Raw genomic sequence first — 16,990 nt, 5'->3', positions numbered from 1 at the left:
CAGCGTGACCTCCAGGAGGAACTGGTGACCTACGTCATCGCCCAGCCGTGCGTCGACCTCAAGGACCGCGCCTGTGTCGACGAGTGCCCCGTCGACTGCATCTACGAGGGCAAGCGGATGCTCTACATCCACCCCGACGAGTGCGTCGACTGCGGCGCCTGCGAGCCGGTCTGCCCGGTCGAGGCGATCTTCTACGAGGACGACACCCCGGAGCAGTGGAAGGACTACTACACCGCGAACGTCGACTTCTTCAGCGACCTGGGCTCGCCGGGTGGCGCCGCCAAGATGGGCGTCATCGAGAAGGACCACGCCCTGATCGAGGCGCTCCCGCCGCAGCCGCACGACGAGTGACCTCACCGGTCTCGAGTCGGCTCCCGGACTTCCCCTGGGACCACCTCACGGCGTACGCCGCCACGGCGCGTGCCCACGCCGACGGGATCGTCGACCTCTCGGTCGGCACGCCCGTCGACGACACGCCCGCCGTGGCGCAGGCGGCGCTGGCGGGCGCGACGAACGCGCCCGGCTATCCCGTCACGATCGGCCGGGTCGCGACCCGGCAGGCCTGCATCGACTGGCTGGCGCGCCGGCACGGCGTCACCGGGCTCGGCCTCGACGGCGTGCTCCCCGTGATCGGCTCCAAGGAGCTGATCGGGTCGATGGCCGTCCACCTGGGCCTCGGCCCCGGTGACCTGGTCGCCTACCCGGAGCTGGCCTACCCGACGTACGAGGTCGGCGCCGCCCTCGCCGGCGCCCGCGCGGTGGCGACCGACTCGCTGACGTCGCTCGGCCCCGAGACGCCGGCGCTGCTCTGGCTGAACTCCCCGTCGAACCCGTCCGGACGGGTGCTCCCGCCCGAGCACCTGAAGAAGGTCGTCGACTGGTGCCGCGAGCGCGGGACGCTGCTCGTCTCCGACGAGTGCTACCTCGAGTGCGCCTGGGAGGCCGAGCCGGTCTCGGTGCTGCACCCCTCGGTCTCGGGCGGCTCGCACGAGGGCATCCTCGCCGTGCACTCGCTCTCCAAGCGCTCCAACCTGGCCGGCTACCGCTGCGCCTTCGTCGCCGGCGACCCCGCCGTCGTGGGCGAGCTGCTCGCCGTCCGCAAGAACCTCGGCCTGCAGATGCCCGAGCCCCAGCAGGTCGCGATGGTGGCCGCGCTCGACGACGACGCGCACGTCGCCGAGCAGCACGAGCGGTACGCCGCCCGCCGGGCCGTCCTGCGCACGGCGCTCGAGTCCGCGGGCTTCCGCGTCGACCACTCCGAGGCGTCGCTCTACCTGTGGTGCACGCGCGACGAGGACTGCTGGGACACCGTGGCCTGGCTCGCCGAGCGCGGGATCCTGGTCGCGCCCGGGTCGTTCTACGGGCGCGCCGGCAACCGGCACGTCCGGGTGGCGTTCACCGCCACCGACGAGCGGGTGGCCGCCGCCGTCGCCCGGCTCACCGCCTGATCCCGCCGCCCCGTTGTCCCGCCCGCGACGATGTTCGGGACATAGCCGCACGGACACCGCCGACTTCGTACCGTGGTGGCACGCCGCAGGGGTCGGCCGGCGCCGCACGGGGGTGGGCGCCGCGCGAGGCCGGTCCCACCGGTGAAGCGCTGGGGCGGCTGCCTGTGCGGGGGACAGGCAGCCGCCCCGCCTGCGTTCGCCCGAGCGCGCAGGCGGGCGGTCAGACGACGACCCGGCCGCCGTGCTCGCGCCACCACCGGGCCCCGGCACGGACCTCGGCGTCCGCCTCGCCGGTGGCCAGATCGGCGAGCCGCGGGTCCTCGGCCTGGCCGAGCGCGCCGAGCGTCTTGCGCACCGTGGCCCCGTCGGCCGACAGCCCGCGGGTGACGGCCGACCCCGGCAGTCGCAGACCGGCCTGCCCGGCCAGGGTCAGCCCGGCGATGAAGTCGTGGCCGTCGGCCGAGGCCAGCAGCCGGTCGACCGTGCGGACCGGCTGACCGCGGTGGAGGAAGGCAGCGGCCTGGAGGATCGAGCGTCGGGCCTCGGCGTCGGGCGCCCGGTCCGCGGACTCGAGCATCACCTCCACGATCGTGTCGCCGAACGGGGAGGCCAGCAGCTGGAACCGGGCGATCACCTTGCGAACCCCGCGCGGGTCGAACGCCGCCTCGAACACGAGGCGCTCGAGCAGCGGTTCCTCCGACTGCGACATCCGGCGGCAGGCGGTCCGCGACACCGCGCTCGCCCACTCGTAGTGCGCGTTGTCGCGCCCCCGCACCCAGCTGTGCGGCGTGGGGACGGGATCGACCGCGACGTTGCAGGTGCGCCCGGTGGCGAGCCGCAGGGGCGGGGGGAAGGCCTGCCAGAGCTGCGTCAGGGCGGTGCGCCGCACGTCCGGGTCGGCGGCCCCGTCGTGCCAGGCGCGGTGGAAGGCGGGGACGACGGTCGCCCAGTCCGCCGCGCTCAGTCCGCCGGCCACGAGCATGCTCTGCAGGGCCCAGGAGCCGGCCTGGACGACGTGGTCGGCCTCGTGGTCCAGGAGCCCGGCGCACCACGCGAGCGTGGGGGCCGTGGGGGCGTCCGAGAGAACGCTGGTCAGCCAGTCGATCCGCGGGGTGCCGGGGGCGAGCACCTGAGCCCGCACGAAGGTCTCGACGAGCGGGCGGTAGGGGCTGCCGAGCAGCTCGAGCAGGGCGCCGTACCGCGTGATGTGCGCGGTGGTCGTGGACCTGAGCAGCTCGTGGACGAGGCGACGGACGAGGGGATCCATCAACCCCGTGGGCAGTCCGAAGCCGTTCGGGGCCGCGTGGAAGCGGGCGAAGCGGAGCCAGGCGCCGCCGACCGGCGCCCCGTCGCTGACGGCGTCCACGGCGGCGCCGTACCCCTCGAGGGAGCGGGCCGCGGAGTCCGACGGCGCCCCGGGGGCGTAGCCGAAGGCGCGGCACATCGAGTCCACCGAGGCCCGCAGCACGCCCTCGGGCAGGCCGAGCACCGCGGCGTACCCGTCGAGCGCCGCCGAGGAGCGCTGCCCCTCGCTCTCGATGCGGCCGAGCGTGGTGCTGGACAGCCGGATGTCGTGCTCGCGCAGGGACGTCGACATCTGGCGCAGCGAGAGCCCCCCGACGGTTCGGTGGCAGCGCAGCAGCCAGCCGATGCGGGCGGGGACGTCGATGCGCGCGCCGCCGAGGGGGGTCGTATCGTCGACCGCTTCGGAGACCCTGGGCACCTGCCCATCCTCGCGCACCCGCGGGGTCCGCGCAGCCCGTCCCATGCCCGCCGCGCGGGCCGGTCCGCGCTCAGTGCAGGACGCGTCCGCCGTGGTCGAGCCACCAGCGTGCGGACGCGCGCACGTCGGCCGTCGGTCCCGTCGTGACGAGGTCCTCGAGGCGGGGGTCCTCGGCCATGCCGAGGGCGAAGACGGTACGCCGCGCCAGCACGTCGTCGCCGGCGAGCCCGCGGGCCACGGCGGTCGCGGGCAGGGCGGTCCCGCTGCGGCCGTAGACCGTCAGCGCGTTGTGCAGCTCGGTCGTCGACGGCGTCGTGAGCCACGGGGCGATCGCCGGCAGCGGGCCTCCGGTGTAGGCGGCCGACACGACGCGCATCGCCGCGGCCCGGCTGGTGGCGTCGGGCCCGTCGGCGTACCGCTCGGCGAGGCTCTCCACCACCGGGTGGGCGAAGGCCGAGGTGCCGATCAGGTGCGTCGACGTCCCCATCCGCACCCCCCGCGGGTCGAACATCGCCTCGAAGAGCAACCGCTCGAGCAGCGGCTCGTCGGGGTGCGCGACGCGGCGGCACGCGTCGCGGGCGACCGCCCGGGCGAACTCGTAGTGCTCGTTGTGCCGGCTCCGCGCCCAGGTGCGCGGCGCGATCGGGGGATCCGGGGGCAGCACGCAGACGCGGCGGACCGCGGTGGCGAGCGGTGCCGGGAGGGCCGCGCAGAGCTGGGCGAGGACGTCGAGACGGGTGCCGTCGTCCTGCCCGAGCCGGGCCGCCCGCTCGACGAGGGGGACCAGCTCGAACCACGCGGCGGGGCCCAGCCCGCCGATGACCAGCATGTTCTGCAGGGCGTACGACGCCCCTCGCGCCACCGCGACGGACGGGTCGGCCAGCAGCTCGCCGCACCAGCGCAGCAGCGCGGGGGTCGGCCGCTCGGACAGCGCGCCGAGAGCCCGCTGCACGGTCATGGTCTCCGGGACGTGCACCAGGCCCTCCAGCACCTCGTGGACGAGATCGGCGTAGGCGCTCCAGCGCAGCTCGGTCAGCGCGTCGTACCGCGTGCGCTCGGCGTCCCCCAGGGCCCGGCCGTCCTCGATCGCCAGGCGCCGGACCAGCGGCTCGAGCAGGTGCGTCGGCAGCCCGAAGCCCTCCGGGTGCGCGTGCTGGCGGGCGAAGGCCAGCCACTCGCCGCCGGTCGGGCGGTCGGTCTCGACGGCCTCGCAGGCGGCGCTGAAGTCGGCCAGGGAGTCGGGCGGCGCCTCGACCGGGGCGTCGGGTGCGTAGGCGAAGGTGCGGCACAGCAGGTCGACGGTCGCGCGCAGGGAGCCGTCCTGCAGCCCGAGCACCGCGGCGTACCCGTCGAGGGCCCCGGAGGAGCGCTGGCCCTCGCTCTCGATGCGGCCCAGCGTGGTGCTGGAGAGCTGGACGCCGTGCTCCAGCAGCGCTCCCGACATCTGGCGCAGGGACAGCCCGCCGACGGTGCGGTGGGAGCGCAGCAACCAGCCGATCCGGGCCGGGACGTCGATGCGCGCCGCGGCGAGCGGCGTCGTGTCGTCGACCGGCTCGGAGACCTTGGGCACCGCCCGATGGTGCCACCGGTGGGCGGGCGGACCGGCCATCCCCGCCGTGCGTCAGCGGTAGATCTTCTCCATCGAGATGATCCGGTCGTGGCCGGTGTACCCGGTGCCGGAGTCGTAGCCGGGACCGCCGTCGATGACGTCGTCGCGGATCGAGCCGAAGAGGCTGTCGCGACCGCCGAGCCCGAAGAGCCGGACCGGGTCGTCGTAGCCCGAGATGAGCTGGTTGGGGCCGTCGGTGCCGTACACCGTCCACAGGTCCCCGCGCGGGGTGCCGGCACCCTCGTTGCCGGGGACGGACACCCGGGTCGTCGTGCCGCCGAACCTCGCACGGAAGGTCCCGGCGGCCAGGTCGATCCGACCGACGGAGTGGCGCTGGTAGCGGCCGTCGGCGTCGTAGAGGTGGAGGTCGTAGAGGTTGTCGACGCCGGGGCCGCCCGCCATCACCTGACCGTCCGCGGACTCGAGCAGGTCGACGAAGTTGTCCTTGCCGGGGCCGCCGTAGGACCGGTCCACGCCGCGGTCGCCGTTGAGCGAGTCGTTGCCGCGGCCGCCGCGCAGGAGGTCGTCGCCGTTCCCCCCGGCGACGTAGTCGTTGCCGGCGCCCCCCAGCACCACGTCGCGGTCGACGTGGTTCCACCCACGGTGGAAGGAGAGGTCCCGCCCGGCGAGATCGTCGTCGCCGCCGCGGCCCTCGAGCCGGTCGGAGCCCCGGCCGCCGGCGAGGGTCTCCCTCCCGTCGCTGCCGAGGAGGACGTCGTCGTACGGCGTGCCGGTGACGCGGGTGAACGGTCCGGTGAACGTGTCCGTGCCGTCGCCCGTGGCGCTGCCGAGCGCGAGGTCCACGGTGACCGGGCCGAGGGAGTGCTCGAAGGTGACGGCGTCGACCGAGCCCTCGTGCCGGCTGTCCAGCCCCGGGTCCAGGGTGTCGTCACCGGGGCCGCCCTCGAGCGAGTCGCCGTAGTAGACGTAGTAGTCGCTGTCCTCCTGCACCTTGGCGTCGCGCCCGCCGTGCAGAACGTCGGCACCGTCGCCACCCTGGAGCTCGTCCTGCCCGTAGCCACCGCACAGCACGTCGTCGCCGCCGAGGCCGAACAGCGTGTCGTCCCCCGCGAGCCCGTCGATGACGTCCGGTCCGTCGGTGCCGCGCAGGACGTCGTCCTGGTCGGTGCCCACGATCGTGGCGCCGGCGCACGGGTTGGGCGCCGCCTGGGCGGAGCTCACCCCGACGGCGACGAGTCCGCCGCTCACGAGCAGTCCGACCAGGGTCCCCCGCGTGAGTCGCATGCCGTCACCCTAGGTCGGCCGACGGTGCCGTGGCAGGGAGCCGCGGCGAGTCGTGACACCATCGAGACATGGAGCCCGCCCGGCAGGACAGCACCTACTCGCGCGCGATCGCCCGCGTACGCGGCCGCTCGATCTGGTGGTTCGTGGCGCTCGCCGTGCTCATGGCGTTCGTGCCGGTGTCGACCCCGGTGCTGGTCGGCATCTACGCCCTGATGGCGGTCGCGTTCTGGATCCCGCTGCTGACGACGAGCGGTCGTGCGTTCCGGCGGGGCTACCGCGAGGACCCGCGGCGTCGCTAGTCGAAGACGTCGACGTGGACGTGGTCGCGGTGCTCGAGGATCCGGCGGTCGCCGGGGCTGTCCGGGGGGTCGTAGTCGGTCCAGCCGTCCTCGGAGCGTGACCCCGCCTTCCAGAGCCGGTCGTCGAAGATCACCGTCTGGATCGAGAGCCGGTCGGCCTGCGCGACGAGGTACTGCGCGATCGCCCAGCCGCGCTTCTTGTTCGCGGCGCTGATCGGTCGCACGAAGATGTCGATCGCCCGCCCCTCGTAGTGCGTCGATCCCTTCATGTGCCCGGTGGTGACGCCGCCGGGCTCGAAGCCACCCAGCGCGAGGTCGCCGAAGGCCGCCTCGACGTCACGGCAGACCGTCTCGGCCCGGCGGGTGAGCCCTGCGTCGTTCAGCTTGTCGGAGGCCGCGTCCACGTCGTCGTCGACCACGCAGGAGAACGCGTGCGGCGAGTTGCCGGTCAGGGCCGAGGCGAGCACCCGCGCGTCGGCCTCGTGGTCGGCGTACGCCTCGGGGTAGCCGCTGCGCTGCACCTCCTGCGCGGCCTCGGTGATGCGCATCGAGTCGTAGCCGTCGATCTTCTGCAGCGCGTCGTAGAACGCGTTCGTGGCGTAGACGGGGTTGAGGATCTCGCTGCGGCTGCCCCAGCCCTGGGACGGGCGCTGCTGGAAGAGGCCGACGGAGTCGCGGTCGCCCTGCTCGAGGTTGTAGAGCTTCGACTCCTGGTAGGCGGTCGCGAGCGCGATCGAGGCGGCCCGGGCGGGCATCCCGCGCTGGACGGAGATCGCGGTGATGAGGGCGGCGTTCTCGGCCTGCTCGGTGCTGAGCGCGACCTCGCGGCCGCTGACCGTGGCGGTGCACTCCTCGGTCGGGAGCAGCGGCCCGACGTGGTCGCGCAGCGCGTAGCCGGCGATGCCGACGCCCCCGAGCGCGAGCACGCCGACCAGGGCCACGGCCGTACGCCGCCTCATCGGGACCGGTCCATCGGGGACGCCGGTCAGTTCGCGTGCAGGGCGGCGTTGAGCTCGATGCCGTTGCTCTTCCACGGCACCGCCTCGATGGCGCCGGTCACGGAGTTGCGGCGGAAGAGCACGTTGCTGGCACCCGAGAGCTCCAGCGCCTTGACGACCCGCGGCTCCTCGCCGGCCTCGCCCCCCACGAGCGTGACCTTGGTGCCGGCGGTGACGTAGCAGCCCGCCTCCACCACGCAGTCGTCGCCGAGGGAGATGCCGATGCCGGAGTTGGCGCCGAGCAGGCAGCGCTGCCCGATCGCGATGACGGCCTTGCCGCCGCCCGACAGGGTGCCCATGATCGACGCGCCGCCGCCCACGTCGGAGCCGTCGCCGACCACGACGCCGGCGGAGATCCGGCCCTCGACCATCGAGGCGCCCAGGGTGCCCGCGTGGAAGTTGACGAAGCCCTCGTGCATGACGGTGGTGCCCTCGGCGAGGTGCGCGCCGAGGCGGACGCGGTCCGCGTCGGCGATCCGGACACCGGTCGGCACGACGTAGTCGACCATCCGGGGGAACTTGTCGACCCCGAGCACGGTCACGTGCTGACCGGTCGCCCGCAGGCGCAGCCGGGTGTCCTCGAACCCGTCGACGGCGCAGGGACCGGCGGAGGTCCACACGACGTTGGTGAGCAGCCCGAAGACGCCGTCCATGGACAGCGTGTGCGGGGCCGCGAGCCGCGACGAGAGCAGGTGCAGCCGGAGCCAGACGTCCTCGGCCGACGCGGGGGCGGCGGACAGGTCCGCGATCTCGACGAGGCGCACCTCACGGCGTACGGCGCGGGCCTCGTCGCTGCCCTCGAGCGCGGTCAGGTCCGCGGGCGCCTCGGCCCCGTCCGGCGTGCCGAGGGCGGGGGAGGGGAACCAGACGTCGAGGACGGCGCCGGTGCGGTCGAGGGTCGCGAGGCCGTGGCCCCAGGCTGCGTTGGTCACACGGACAGGGTAGGAGGAACCGCCCCAGCCACCCTCATCGGCTCGCGCCGAAACCGGTCGCGCCGGGAGCGGGAACCGCCTAGCGTCCGACCCGTGGGAGACGAGGAGCGGGGCGAGCTGGTGCTCGTCATCGGACCGCCGGCGGCCGGCAAGATGACCGTCGGGCGGGCGGTGTGCGCGGCGTCCGACTTCCGGCTGTTCCACAACCACCACACAATCGAGCCGCTGCTCGAGATCTTCGGCTACGGCACGCCGGCCTTCCGCACCCTCAACGGGGAGTTCCGCCGGCGGGTGATGGAGGAGGCGGCGGCGTCGGGCACCCGCCTGGTCTTCACGTTCGTCTGGGCCGTCGACCTCCCCGAGGAGACCGAGGACGTGCGGCGCCTGGTGGCGCCGTACGTCGAGGCCGGCCTGCCCGTGTCGTTCGTCGAGCTGTACGCCGACTTCCCGACACGCCTGGAGCGCAACGTGGGGGAGAGCCGGATCGCGGACAAGCGGTCCAAGCGGGACCTGGCCTGGTCGGACGCGCACGTGCGCGAGATGGAGGCGGAGTACGTCATGAACACCGACCCCGACCGGCCCACGCCGGCCACCGACTACCTCGCCGACTTCCCGCACCTGCGCCTCGACAACACCGACCTGTCACCCGAGCGCGCGGCGACGGCGATCCTGACCTGGCTGGGCTGACGAGGCTGGGCTGACGAGGCTGGGCTGACGAGGCTGGGTTGACGAGGCTGGGTTGACGAGGCTGGGCTGACGGGACCGCTCAGCCCCCCATCGCCCGCCGGTTGGCGGTGATGCACGCGGCGAGGGCGGCGGGGCCGGCGGACCGGGCGAGGTACCACGTCCACGCCGTGCCGCGGCCGACCTCGCGGTAGTCGCGCTCCAGCAGCGCCAGCGGCCAGGCCCGCTCGTAGTGGCGGCCGACCACGATGAACGTCGGGTGCAGGCGCTCGACCTCCCGGGCGTAGCCCGCCATCCCGCCGGGGCGGTGGGTGTCGAGGTAGTGCTCCATGGCCGGGTCGAAGAGCTGCAGCCCGGTCGGGTTGCGGCGCCCGGCGAGGGCGAGGACCTCGGGGGCGTCGATCGACAGCACCGACGCGTCCGCCGGCCCCGCGGCCAGCACCGCCGCGACGTCGGCGCGCTCCTGGTCGAGCAGGTCGCTGCGGGTGGTCACCGAGGTGACCCCGGCGGCGAGCACCGCGGCCGCCGTCGCGCCCACCAGCAGCACCCGCCCGGCCCGGACGGGCAGGTGCCGGGTGGCGGCGAGGCCGGCCCCGGCCACCCCGACCGCCCCCAGGGGCAGCAGCTCGAAGAGGTCGGGGGCACCGTTGATCGCGCTGGCCGTCCAGGCCGTCCCGGCGAGCGTGGCCGCCGCCAGCGCGAGGAGACGTGCGGAGCGCACGCGCACGGCCAGGACCACCACGGCCACGAGCCCGAGCAGGACCAGCCAGATCGACGCCCCGTAGCCGCGCTCGAGCAGGCGCCAGGTCGCCGCCGGTGCGCTGAACACCGACGGCTGCTGCTTGTCCTCGAGGTTGACCAGGACGAAGCCGCCGACGGCCGTGCGGAGGTCGCCGCTCGCGGCGTAGGCCGCGACGGTGGCGCCGAGGGTGAGCAGGCCTCCGGCGACGAAGCCGGCGGCGGCCCGCAGGCGTCGCTCCGGGAGGGCCGCGACGAGCACGGCCGCGCCGGCCACCGCGACGGCCAGCACCGGCTGCCAGGTCAGCGTGGCCAGCGCCGTGGAGACCCCGGCCAGCACCCAGTGCCGCCGGCCCGCGAGGATCAGCGCGCCCAGCAGGAACAGCACCATCACCGTCTTCTCGCGCGGTCCGTTGGAGGCCAGGTCGAGGAACTCGGGGAAGGTCAGGAACACCGCGGGTGCCAGGAAGCCGGCCGCCCGGCTGGCCAGGACGTCGCGGGCCAGCACAGACACCAGCGCGCAGCAGCAGGCCGACAGCACGAGGAACAGCGTCCGGGCCGCGACCACGGGGTCGGCGCCGACCAGCCCCCCGACGCGGATCGCGAGGCCCGGCACCGCGTCGGCGAGCGGCCCGACGGAGTTGAAGATGCCGACGTACGGCGGCACGCCCCGGGCGACCTGCTCGCCGCCGTACACGAAGACGCCGAGGTCGCGCCCGAGCGGCCCGTCGTGCCCGTGCAGGGCGTAGACGACGGCCGCGACCAGCCCGACCAGGACCGGGTCGGTCGTGCGCGCCGTGGCACCGCGCCACCGGAGGGTCCTCACGACCGCAGCCTGCGCGTCCCTGATGAGCACGGGCTGAGGGCGTCGTGAGAGTCCGGTGAGAGGCCGTGCGCCGTCAGCGGTCGCTGGGCTGGATGCGCAGGTGCGCGAAGTCGGGGGTGCCGAGCAGCGCGCCGCCACCAGGGCTCGAGAGCCGCAGGAGGAGTCCCTCCTCCGGCTCGCGGCGCCGGTCGTCCAGGATCCGCACCGTGATCGTGCGGGTGGTGACGCCCCGGCCGAAGCGGAGCGTGCCGGAGGTGGCCCGGAAGTCCTGGCCGGCGCGGGCGACGCCGTTCTGGGTGCGGTACCGGACGGTGACGGCGCGGTCGGTGCGTCCGTAGCGGGTCACCTTGACGGTGGCGCGACGCGCGCCCTCCTCGACGACCTGGTCGAGGCTGCGGAAGGCGATCACGGGACGCGTCGTGCGTCGCAGGATCCACGCGGTGGCGCGACGGCCCTGGCGGTGCTGGGTCGTGCCGACGGCCACCGTGCCGTCGAGCCCCACCACCTCCGCGCCGCTGTCGTAGGTGTCGATGTCGACCAGACGGGGCCGGTCGGCGCTGAGGTCGTAGACGAAGGGGTGGCGGTTCCGGGGGTTGCCGCGCTGGTCGAGGGTGTCGTTCCAGTAGCCGAGCACCAGGTCGCCGTCGACGCCGGAGGTGGCCACCGCGCTGCTCTCGCCCCCGGGCACCGTGCCGAGGTCGATCCGACGCCCGCCGTCGGCCAGGTCGAAGGCGACCGCACGGTTCTTCTTGTGCTTGAAGTCCATCCGGTAGTTGGTCTCATCACCGACGACGACGCCGGCCTCGGCGTCCGTGATGAACGTGTCCACGCCGTCGGCCCCGAGGCCACGCATGACCGGGTCCGCTGCGGCGAGGTCGTAGGAGAACGCACGGAAGTCGCCGGCGGCGGTCCGCGCCATGCCGGTGACGACGGTGCCGTGGATCGCCGAGGCGCTGCTGTCCGGACCGCCCTCCAGCGTCCCGAGGTCCGTCATGTGGGGCTGGTCAGCGCTCAGGTCGTAGGCGAAGGCGTGCTGCTGGTTGCCCGACGGGGCGCCGGCGTAGCCGACGACGATGCTGCCGTCCACGTCGACGGCATCGGCGAGGTCGGACGCCCCGCCGAGGTTGCCGAGGTCGATCATGTGCGGGTCGTCCGCGGCGAGGTCGTAGGCGAACGCGTGCCAGGTGCCGTTCGCTGCTTCGGAGAAGCCGACCACGACGCTGCCGTCGAGGGCGCGGGCGTGGGTGTCCTGGCCCCCGAGGCTGCCGAGGTCGATCATGTGCGGGTCGTCCGCGGCGAGGTCGTAGGCGAAGGCCCCGTCGCGGTCGGCCCCGGGGACGCCGAACTCCCCGACGACCACGCTGCCGTCCACCAGGGTGGGCACGCTGTGGCCGCGGATGCTGCCGAGGTCGACCATGTGGGGACGGTCCGCGGCGAGGTCGTAGGCGAAGGCGTGGGAGTAGTCGCCGCCGGTCTCCGAGGTGCCGACGACGATCGACCCCGTCACCGCCCCCGCGGAGCTGGTCGCCCCGCCGAGCGTGCCGAGGTCGATCATGTGGGGGCGCGACGCCGCCAGGTCGTAGGCGAACGCGTGCGAGCGGCCGGAGGCCTTCTCGGCCGATCCGACCACGACGGTGCCCGACACGGCGCTGACGCTGCTCGTCGCCCCGCCGAGCGTGCCGAGGTCGACCCTGGTCGGCGCGAGGTTCGTCCGTGGTCCACCCGCCCGGTCGTCCGGCGCGGCGTGGGCGGGTGCGGCGACGAGCAGGCCGGTGACCAGGACTGCGGTGGCGGTGGGCAGGAGCAGGCGTGTGGTGCGCATCGTGGTTCCCCCGAGGGTCGATCAGCTGGACGTGGGGTCCGATGCCGAGGCGGGAGGAAAAGTTCTGGCGCCGACGTCCTATGATCGTCGGACAGGCGTCTGAGCCGTCATCAGCGGCGAGCCTCCGGAAGAACAGCCTCCGGTGATCGAGCAGGGCGCGCAGCGCCCGGGTCGGGATCCGTGGCCCAGTAGAACCGGACGGGTGGCCCGTCACAGCCGTGAACGAGCGGTCGCGTCGTACGACGCGGCAAGCGAGGTGGTACCGCGGCCCGCAGGGGTCGTCCTCGTGTCAGGGACACGAGCACGACCGACCAGCAGGAGAGCCACGATGACCTACCCCAAGGTCTCCACGTCCGAGACGACGACCGTCCCGTCCTCCCCGAAGTTCCCCGCGCTCGAGGAGCGGGTGCTGGCCTACTGGGAGGCCGACGGCACCTTCCAGGCCAGCGTCGACCAGCGCGACGCGGGCGAGGACGGCGCCAACGAGTTCGTCTTCTACGACGGCCCGCCGTTCGCCAACGGCCTGCCGCACTACGGCCACCTGCTGACCGGCTACGTCAAGGACCTGATCCCGCGCTACCAGACGATGCGCGGCAAGCGTGTCGAGCGGCGCTTCGGCTGGGACACCCACGGGCTGCCCGCCGAGCTCGAGGCGATGCGGCAGCTCGGCATCAAGACCACCGACGAGATCGTCGAGATGGGCATCGAGAAGTTCAACGCGGCGTGCCGCGAGTCGGTCATGAAGTACACCGGCGACTGGCAGGAGTACGTCACCCGCCAGGCGCGCTGGGTGGACTTCGAGAACGACTACCGCACGATGAACCCCGACTACATGGAGTCGGTCATCTGGGCCTTCAAGCAGCTCTACGACAAGGGCCTGGTCTACGAGGGCTTCCGGGTGCTGCCCTACTGCTGGAACGACGAGACGCCGCTGTCGAACCACGAGCTCCGCATGGACGACGACGTCTACCAGGTCCGGCAGGACCCGGCCGTCACGGTCGGGTACGACGTCACCACGCCGGGTGAGTTCCTCGGTGCCAAGCTGCTCGTCTGGACGACGACGCCGTGGACGCTGCCGAGCAACCTCGCGGTCATGGTCGGCGAGGACATCGACTACGTCGTGGTCGCGGTCGACGGGGTGCGCTACCTGCTCGCGGAGGCCCGCGTGGCGTCGTACGCCCGTGAGCTCGGCGACGAGCCGGAGGTGACCTGGCGCGGCACCGGCTCCGACCTGCTCGGCCTCACCTACACGCCTCCGTTCAGCTACTACGCCGGCCACGAGAACGCCTTCCGCGTCGTGCCGGCCGAGTTCGTCACCACCACCGACGGCACCGGACTCGTGCACACCGCGGGCGCCTTCGGTGAGGACGACAAGGTCGTCACCGACCGTGAGGGCATCGAGGCGGTGATGCCGGTCGGCAAGGACGGGCGCTTCACGTTCCCCGTCGTGGAGTACGAGGGCATGCTCGTCTTCGACGCCAACCTGCACGTCATCGACCACCTCAAGGCCGCGACGCGGGGCGAGGGGGAGACCGGTGCCGTCAGCCCCGGCACGGTGCTGCTGCGCCGCGAGACCTACGACCACTCCTACCCGCACTGCTGGCGCTGCCGCGAGCCCCTGATCTACAAGGGCGTGTCGTCGTGGTTCGTCGAGGTCACGAAGATCAAGGAGCGGATGGTCGCGCTCAACCAGGACATCCGCTGGGTGCCCGACCACATCAAGGACGGCCAGTTCGGCAAGTGGCTGGAGAACGCCCGCGACTGGTCGATCACCCGCAACCGCTTCTGGGGCTCCCCGGTGCCGGTGTGGAAGAGCGACGACCCGACGTACCCCCGCCTCGACGTGTACGGCTCGTTCGAGGAGCTCGAGCGCGACTTCGGTGTCACGGTAGACGAGCTGCACCGGCCGTACGTCGACGAGCTCGTGCGCCCGAACCCCGACGACCCCACGGGTGCGTCGATGATGCGGCGCGTGCCGGACGTCCTGGACGTGTGGTTCGACTCGGGCTCGATGAGCTTCGCGCAGGTGCACTACCCGTTCGAGAACCGCGACTGGTTCGACCACCACTTCCCGGGCGACTTCATCGTCGAGTACATCGGGCAGACCCGCGGCTGGTTCTACACGATGCACGTCCTGGCGACCGCAATCTTCGACCGCCCGGCCTTCGAGGCCTGCGTCAGCCACGGCATCGTCCTCGGCTCCGACGGCAACAAGATGTCGAAGTCGCTGCGCAACTACCCCGACGTGCGCGAGGTCTTCGACCGCGACGGCGCCGACGCGATGCGCTGGTTCCTCATGTCGAGCCCGATCCTGCGCGGCGGCAACCTCGTCGTCACCGAGCAGGGCATCCGCGACTCGGTGCGCCAGGTGCTGATCCCACTGTGGAACAGCTGGTACTTCTTCTCGCTCTACGCCAACGCCGCGAACGACGGCGCGGGGTACGACGCGCAGTGGTCGACCTCGTCGACGGACCCGCTCGACCGCTACCTGCTGGCCAAGTGCCGGCAGTACGTCGCGCAGATGACCGACCAGCTCGACAACTACGACGTCGCGAACGCGTGCGACTCGACGCGGTCGTTCCTCGACGTGCTGACCAACTGGTACATCCGCCGCTCCCGGGACCGCTTCTGGGGGGACAACACCGAGGCCTTCGACACGCTCTACACCGTGCTCGAGGTCGTCTGCCGGGTCACCGCGCCGCTGCTGCCGCTGACGACCGAGGAGGTCTGGCGCGGGCTGACCGGCGAGCGGTCGGTGCACCTGACCGACTGGCCGTCCGCCGACCTGCTGCCCGCCGACGACGCCCTCGTCGCCGGCATGGACCTGGTGCGCGACGTCTGCTCGGCCGGCTCGGCGCTGCGCAAGGCCGCGAGCCTGCGCAACCGCCTGCCGCTGTCGTCGCTGACGGTCGTCGTCGCCGACCCGTCGGCGCTGGCCGGCTTCGAGGGCCTCGTGGCCGACGAGCTCAACGTGAAGGCGGTCCGGCTGCTCGACCTCGAGGCGCCCGAGGCGGCGTCGTACGGCGTCCAGCAGCGGCTGACCGTCAACGCCCGCGCGGCCGGCCCGCGGCTGGGCCGCGAGGTGCAAACCGCGATCAAGGGCTCGAAGTCCGGCGACTGGTCGGTCGCCGAGGACGGCACGGTCACGTCGGGTGGCCTCGCGCTGGTGGAGGGGGAGTTCACCCTCGAGACCGTCGCCGCGTCCGCCGACGGCGGCTCGGCTACGGGCATGCTGCCGCGCGGCGGCTTCGTGGTCCTCGACACCGAGGTCTCGCCGGAGCTCGCCGCGGAGGGCCTGGCGCGCGACCTCGTCCGCGCGGTCCAGCAGGCCCGCCGCGACGCCGGCCTCGACGTCTCCGACCGGATCTCGCTCACCGTCGGCGGCTCCGACGCCGTCCAGGCCGCGGCCCGGGCCCACGAGGCGCTGATCACGGCGGAGACCCTCGCGACGTCCTACGAGGTGGTCGCCCCGGCGACCGGATCGTCGGACGTCCCGGTCACCGAGGTCGTGGTCGGCGACAACGAGCCCGCGACCGTGTCGGTGGCCAAGGCCTGAGGGTCGAGTCGGCGCATCTGCAGACGGAATCTGCAGATGCGCCGACTCGGCGGGGTTCAGAGGCCGAGGCGGGCAGCCATCTTGTCGAGGTGGGCGAGCACCTCGGCCTCGCTCTTGTCGGGGACGCCCCAGATCAGCTCGGTGACGCCGGCCTCGGCCCAGGCGGCCAGGTCGGCGGGGTCGGGGCGGAAGGCGATCAGCACCCGGATGTCGGGGGAGCCGTCCCGGCCGGCCTCGCGCCAGGCGGTCTGCAGGGCGGTGATGTTGCCCGAGATGTCGGTCTGGGTCGGGGTGGTCATCCAGCCGTCCGCGTGCGCCGCGATCCAGGCGAAGGTCTGCGGGCCGCCGCCGGCGCCGATGATCACCGGGACGTGGGCCTGCACCGGCTTGGGGTGCGCCCACGAGGCTCCGAACGACACGAACTCCCCGTCGTACGACGCCTCCTCCTGCGTCCAGAGGGCGCGCATCGCCTCGAGGTACTCGCGCAGCACCGTGCGTCGCTTCCCCGCCGGCACGTGGTGGTCGGCGAGCTCGTCGGTGTTCCAGCCGAAGCCCGCGCCGAGGGTGACCCGGCCGCCGGAGAGGTGGTCGAGGGTCGCGATGGTCTTGGCGAGCGTGATCGGGTCGGACTCGACGGGCAGCGCGACCGCCGTGGCCAGCCGGATCCGCGAGGTCACCGCCGCCGCCGTCGCGAGCGACACCCACGGGTCGAGGGTCCGGCTGTAGCGGTCGTCGGGCAGGGTCTCGTCGCCGGTGCCCGGGTGGGCTGCCTCGCGCCGCACCGGGATGTGGGTGTGCTCCGGCACGTAGAACGTGTCGAAGCCGCGCTCCTCCGCCGCCCGGGCCGCCGCGGCCGGGGTGATGCCGCGGTCGGAGGTGAACAGGACGAGGCCGTTGCGCATCCCCGCAGACTAGAACACGTTCCAGTTTCTCGGAAGGTGGTTTCGAGACGGTTGCTGCGCAACCTCCTCAACCACCGGGAGGGCCGGTTGCTGCGCAACCTCCTCAACCACCGGGAGGGCCGGTTGCTGCGCAACCTCCTCAACCACCGGGAGGGCCGGTTGCTGCGCAACCTCCTCAACCACCGTCCGAGACGGCTGGTTGACTAGG

Annotated in this window: 14 protein-coding genes; 6 read left to right on the top strand and 8 right to left on the bottom strand. The window is 73.3% G+C overall.

Going from position 1 to position 16,990, the window contains the following annotated elements; genetic code table 11:
- The first annotated feature begins 24 nt into the window (after positions 1 to 24).
- Together fdxA and dapC are read left to right on the top strand one after the other, a co-directional pair.
- Positions 25 to 351, top strand: coding sequence for a ferredoxin (gene fdxA / locus H5V45_RS21765; RefSeq protein WP_185252130.1), 327 nt, complete (start codon positions 25 to 27; stop codon positions 349 to 351).
- Positions 348 to 1,448, top strand: coding sequence for a succinyldiaminopimelate transaminase (dapC, locus tag H5V45_RS06205; protein WP_185252129.1), 1,101 nt, complete (start codon positions 348 to 350; stop codon positions 1,446 to 1,448). Before fdxA ends, dapC begins: the two co-directional genes overlap by 4 nt.
- 220 nt (positions 1,449 to 1,668) lie before the next feature.
- On the opposite strand, the gene H5V45_RS06200 is transcribed toward dapC, so the two are convergent.
- From H5V45_RS06200 to H5V45_RS06190, 3 genes are all read right to left on the bottom strand, one after another.
- Positions 1,669 to 3,171 (bottom strand): hypothetical protein, encoded by a 1,503-nt coding sequence (locus H5V45_RS06200; protein WP_185252128.1) that lies wholly within the window; start codon positions 3,169 to 3,171, stop codon positions 1,669 to 1,671.
- A 70-nt stretch (positions 3,172 to 3,241) separates the two neighbouring features.
- Positions 3,242 to 4,741, bottom strand: coding sequence for a hypothetical protein (locus H5V45_RS06195; RefSeq protein WP_185252127.1), 1,500 nt, complete (start codon positions 4,739 to 4,741; stop codon positions 3,242 to 3,244).
- Between the two features lie 51 nt (positions 4,742 to 4,792).
- Positions 4,793 to 6,025: a calcium-binding protein gene (locus tag H5V45_RS06190; protein WP_185252126.1), complete on the bottom strand. Its 1,233-nt coding sequence runs from the start codon at positions 6,023 to 6,025 to the stop codon at positions 4,793 to 4,795.
- A gap of 68 nt (positions 6,026 to 6,093) precedes the next feature.
- On the opposite strand from H5V45_RS06190, the gene H5V45_RS06185 reads away from it, so the two are divergent.
- A complete protein-coding gene (locus H5V45_RS06185) occupies positions 6,094 to 6,324 on the top strand; it encodes a hypothetical protein (protein ID WP_185252125.1) in 231 nt (76 codons plus the stop codon).
- Here H5V45_RS06185 and H5V45_RS06180 read toward each other — a convergent pair.
- Both H5V45_RS06180 and dapD read right to left on the bottom strand, forming a co-directional pair.
- Positions 6,321 to 7,283 carry a VldE C-terminal domain-containing protein gene (locus H5V45_RS06180; RefSeq protein WP_185252124.1) on the bottom strand — a complete coding sequence of 321 codons (963 nt, stop codon included), beginning with the start codon at positions 7,281 to 7,283 and terminating at the stop codon, positions 6,321 to 6,323. The two genes, H5V45_RS06185 and H5V45_RS06180, sit on opposite strands and share 4 nt — an antisense overlap.
- Positions 7,284 to 7,309: 26 nt before the next feature.
- Positions 7,310 to 8,254, bottom strand: coding sequence for a 2,3,4,5-tetrahydropyridine-2,6-dicarboxylate N-succinyltransferase (gene dapD / locus H5V45_RS06175; protein WP_185252123.1), 945 nt, complete (start codon positions 8,252 to 8,254; stop codon positions 7,310 to 7,312).
- Between the two features lie 93 nt (positions 8,255 to 8,347).
- Here dapD and H5V45_RS06170 point away from each other — a divergent pair, with 93 nt between their 5' ends.
- The gene (locus H5V45_RS06170) at positions 8,348 to 8,941 is read left to right on the top strand and encodes a P-loop nucleotide/nucleoside kinase family protein (protein ID WP_343061446.1); all 594 of its coding nucleotides are present in this window, start codon (positions 8,348 to 8,350) and stop codon (positions 8,939 to 8,941) included.
- Positions 8,942 to 9,020: 79 nt separating this feature from the next.
- Here H5V45_RS06170 and H5V45_RS06165 read toward each other — a convergent pair whose 3' ends face one another.
- Entirely contained in the window at positions 9,021 to 10,502 is a 1,482-nt protein-coding gene (locus H5V45_RS06165) for a DolP-mannose mannosyltransferase (protein WP_185252122.1), read from the bottom strand.
- 73 nt (positions 10,503 to 10,575) lie between these two features.
- Positions 10,576 to 12,324, bottom strand: coding sequence for a Calx-beta domain-containing protein (locus tag H5V45_RS06160; protein WP_185252121.1), 1,749 nt, complete (start codon positions 12,322 to 12,324; stop codon positions 10,576 to 10,578).
- Positions 12,325 to 12,652: 328 nt separating this feature from the next.
- Here H5V45_RS06160 and ileS point away from each other — a divergent pair, with 328 nt between their 5' ends.
- A complete protein-coding gene (gene ileS, locus H5V45_RS06155) occupies positions 12,653 to 15,880 on the top strand; it encodes an isoleucine--tRNA ligase (protein ID WP_185252120.1) in 3,228 nt (1,075 codons plus the stop codon).
- A 56-nt stretch (positions 15,881 to 15,936) separates the two neighbouring features.
- On the opposite strand, the gene H5V45_RS06150 is transcribed toward ileS, so the two are convergent.
- Entirely contained in the window at positions 15,937 to 16,782 is an 846-nt protein-coding gene (locus H5V45_RS06150) for an LLM class F420-dependent oxidoreductase (protein ID WP_185252119.1), read from the bottom strand.
- A 36-nt stretch (positions 16,783 to 16,818) separates the two neighbouring features.
- Here H5V45_RS06150 and H5V45_RS06145 point away from each other — a divergent pair, with 36 nt between their 5' ends.
- Positions 16,819 to 16,989, top strand: a complete 171-nt coding sequence (locus tag H5V45_RS06145) for a hypothetical protein (RefSeq protein ID WP_185252118.1) — start codon at positions 16,819 to 16,821, stop codon at positions 16,987 to 16,989.
- Position 16,990: the final 1 nt, after the last annotated feature.

Source organism: Nocardioides luti (assembly GCF_014212315.1).
Taxonomy (GTDB): domain Bacteria; phylum Actinomycetota; class Actinomycetes; order Propionibacteriales; family Nocardioidaceae; genus Nocardioides; species Nocardioides luti.
This window is presented reverse-complemented; position numbering and strand designations above follow the sequence as displayed.

Bases quoted from the DNA above. Each gene is read 5' to 3' on its own strand.
- H5V45_RS06160 (WP_185252121.1), bottom strand. From the start codon at position 12,324: ATGCGCACCACACGCCTGCTCCTGCCCACCGCCACCGCAGTCCTGGTC.
- H5V45_RS06190 (WP_185252126.1), bottom strand. From the start codon at position 6,025: ATGCGACTCACGCGGGGGACCCTGGTCGGACTGCTCGTGAGCGGCGGA.
- ileS (WP_185252120.1), top strand. From the start codon at position 12,653: ATGACCTACCCCAAGGTCTCCACGTCCGAGACGACGACCGTCCCGTCC.
- H5V45_RS06150 (WP_185252119.1), bottom strand. From the start codon at position 16,782: ATGCGCAACGGCCTCGTCCTGTTCACCTCCGACCGCGGCATCACCCCG.
- H5V45_RS06185 (WP_185252125.1), top strand. From the start codon at position 6,094: ATGGAGCCCGCCCGGCAGGACAGCACCTACTCGCGCGCGATCGCCCGC.
- H5V45_RS06180 (WP_185252124.1), bottom strand. From the start codon at position 7,283: ATGAGGCGGCGTACGGCCGTGGCCCTGGTCGGCGTGCTCGCGCTCGGG.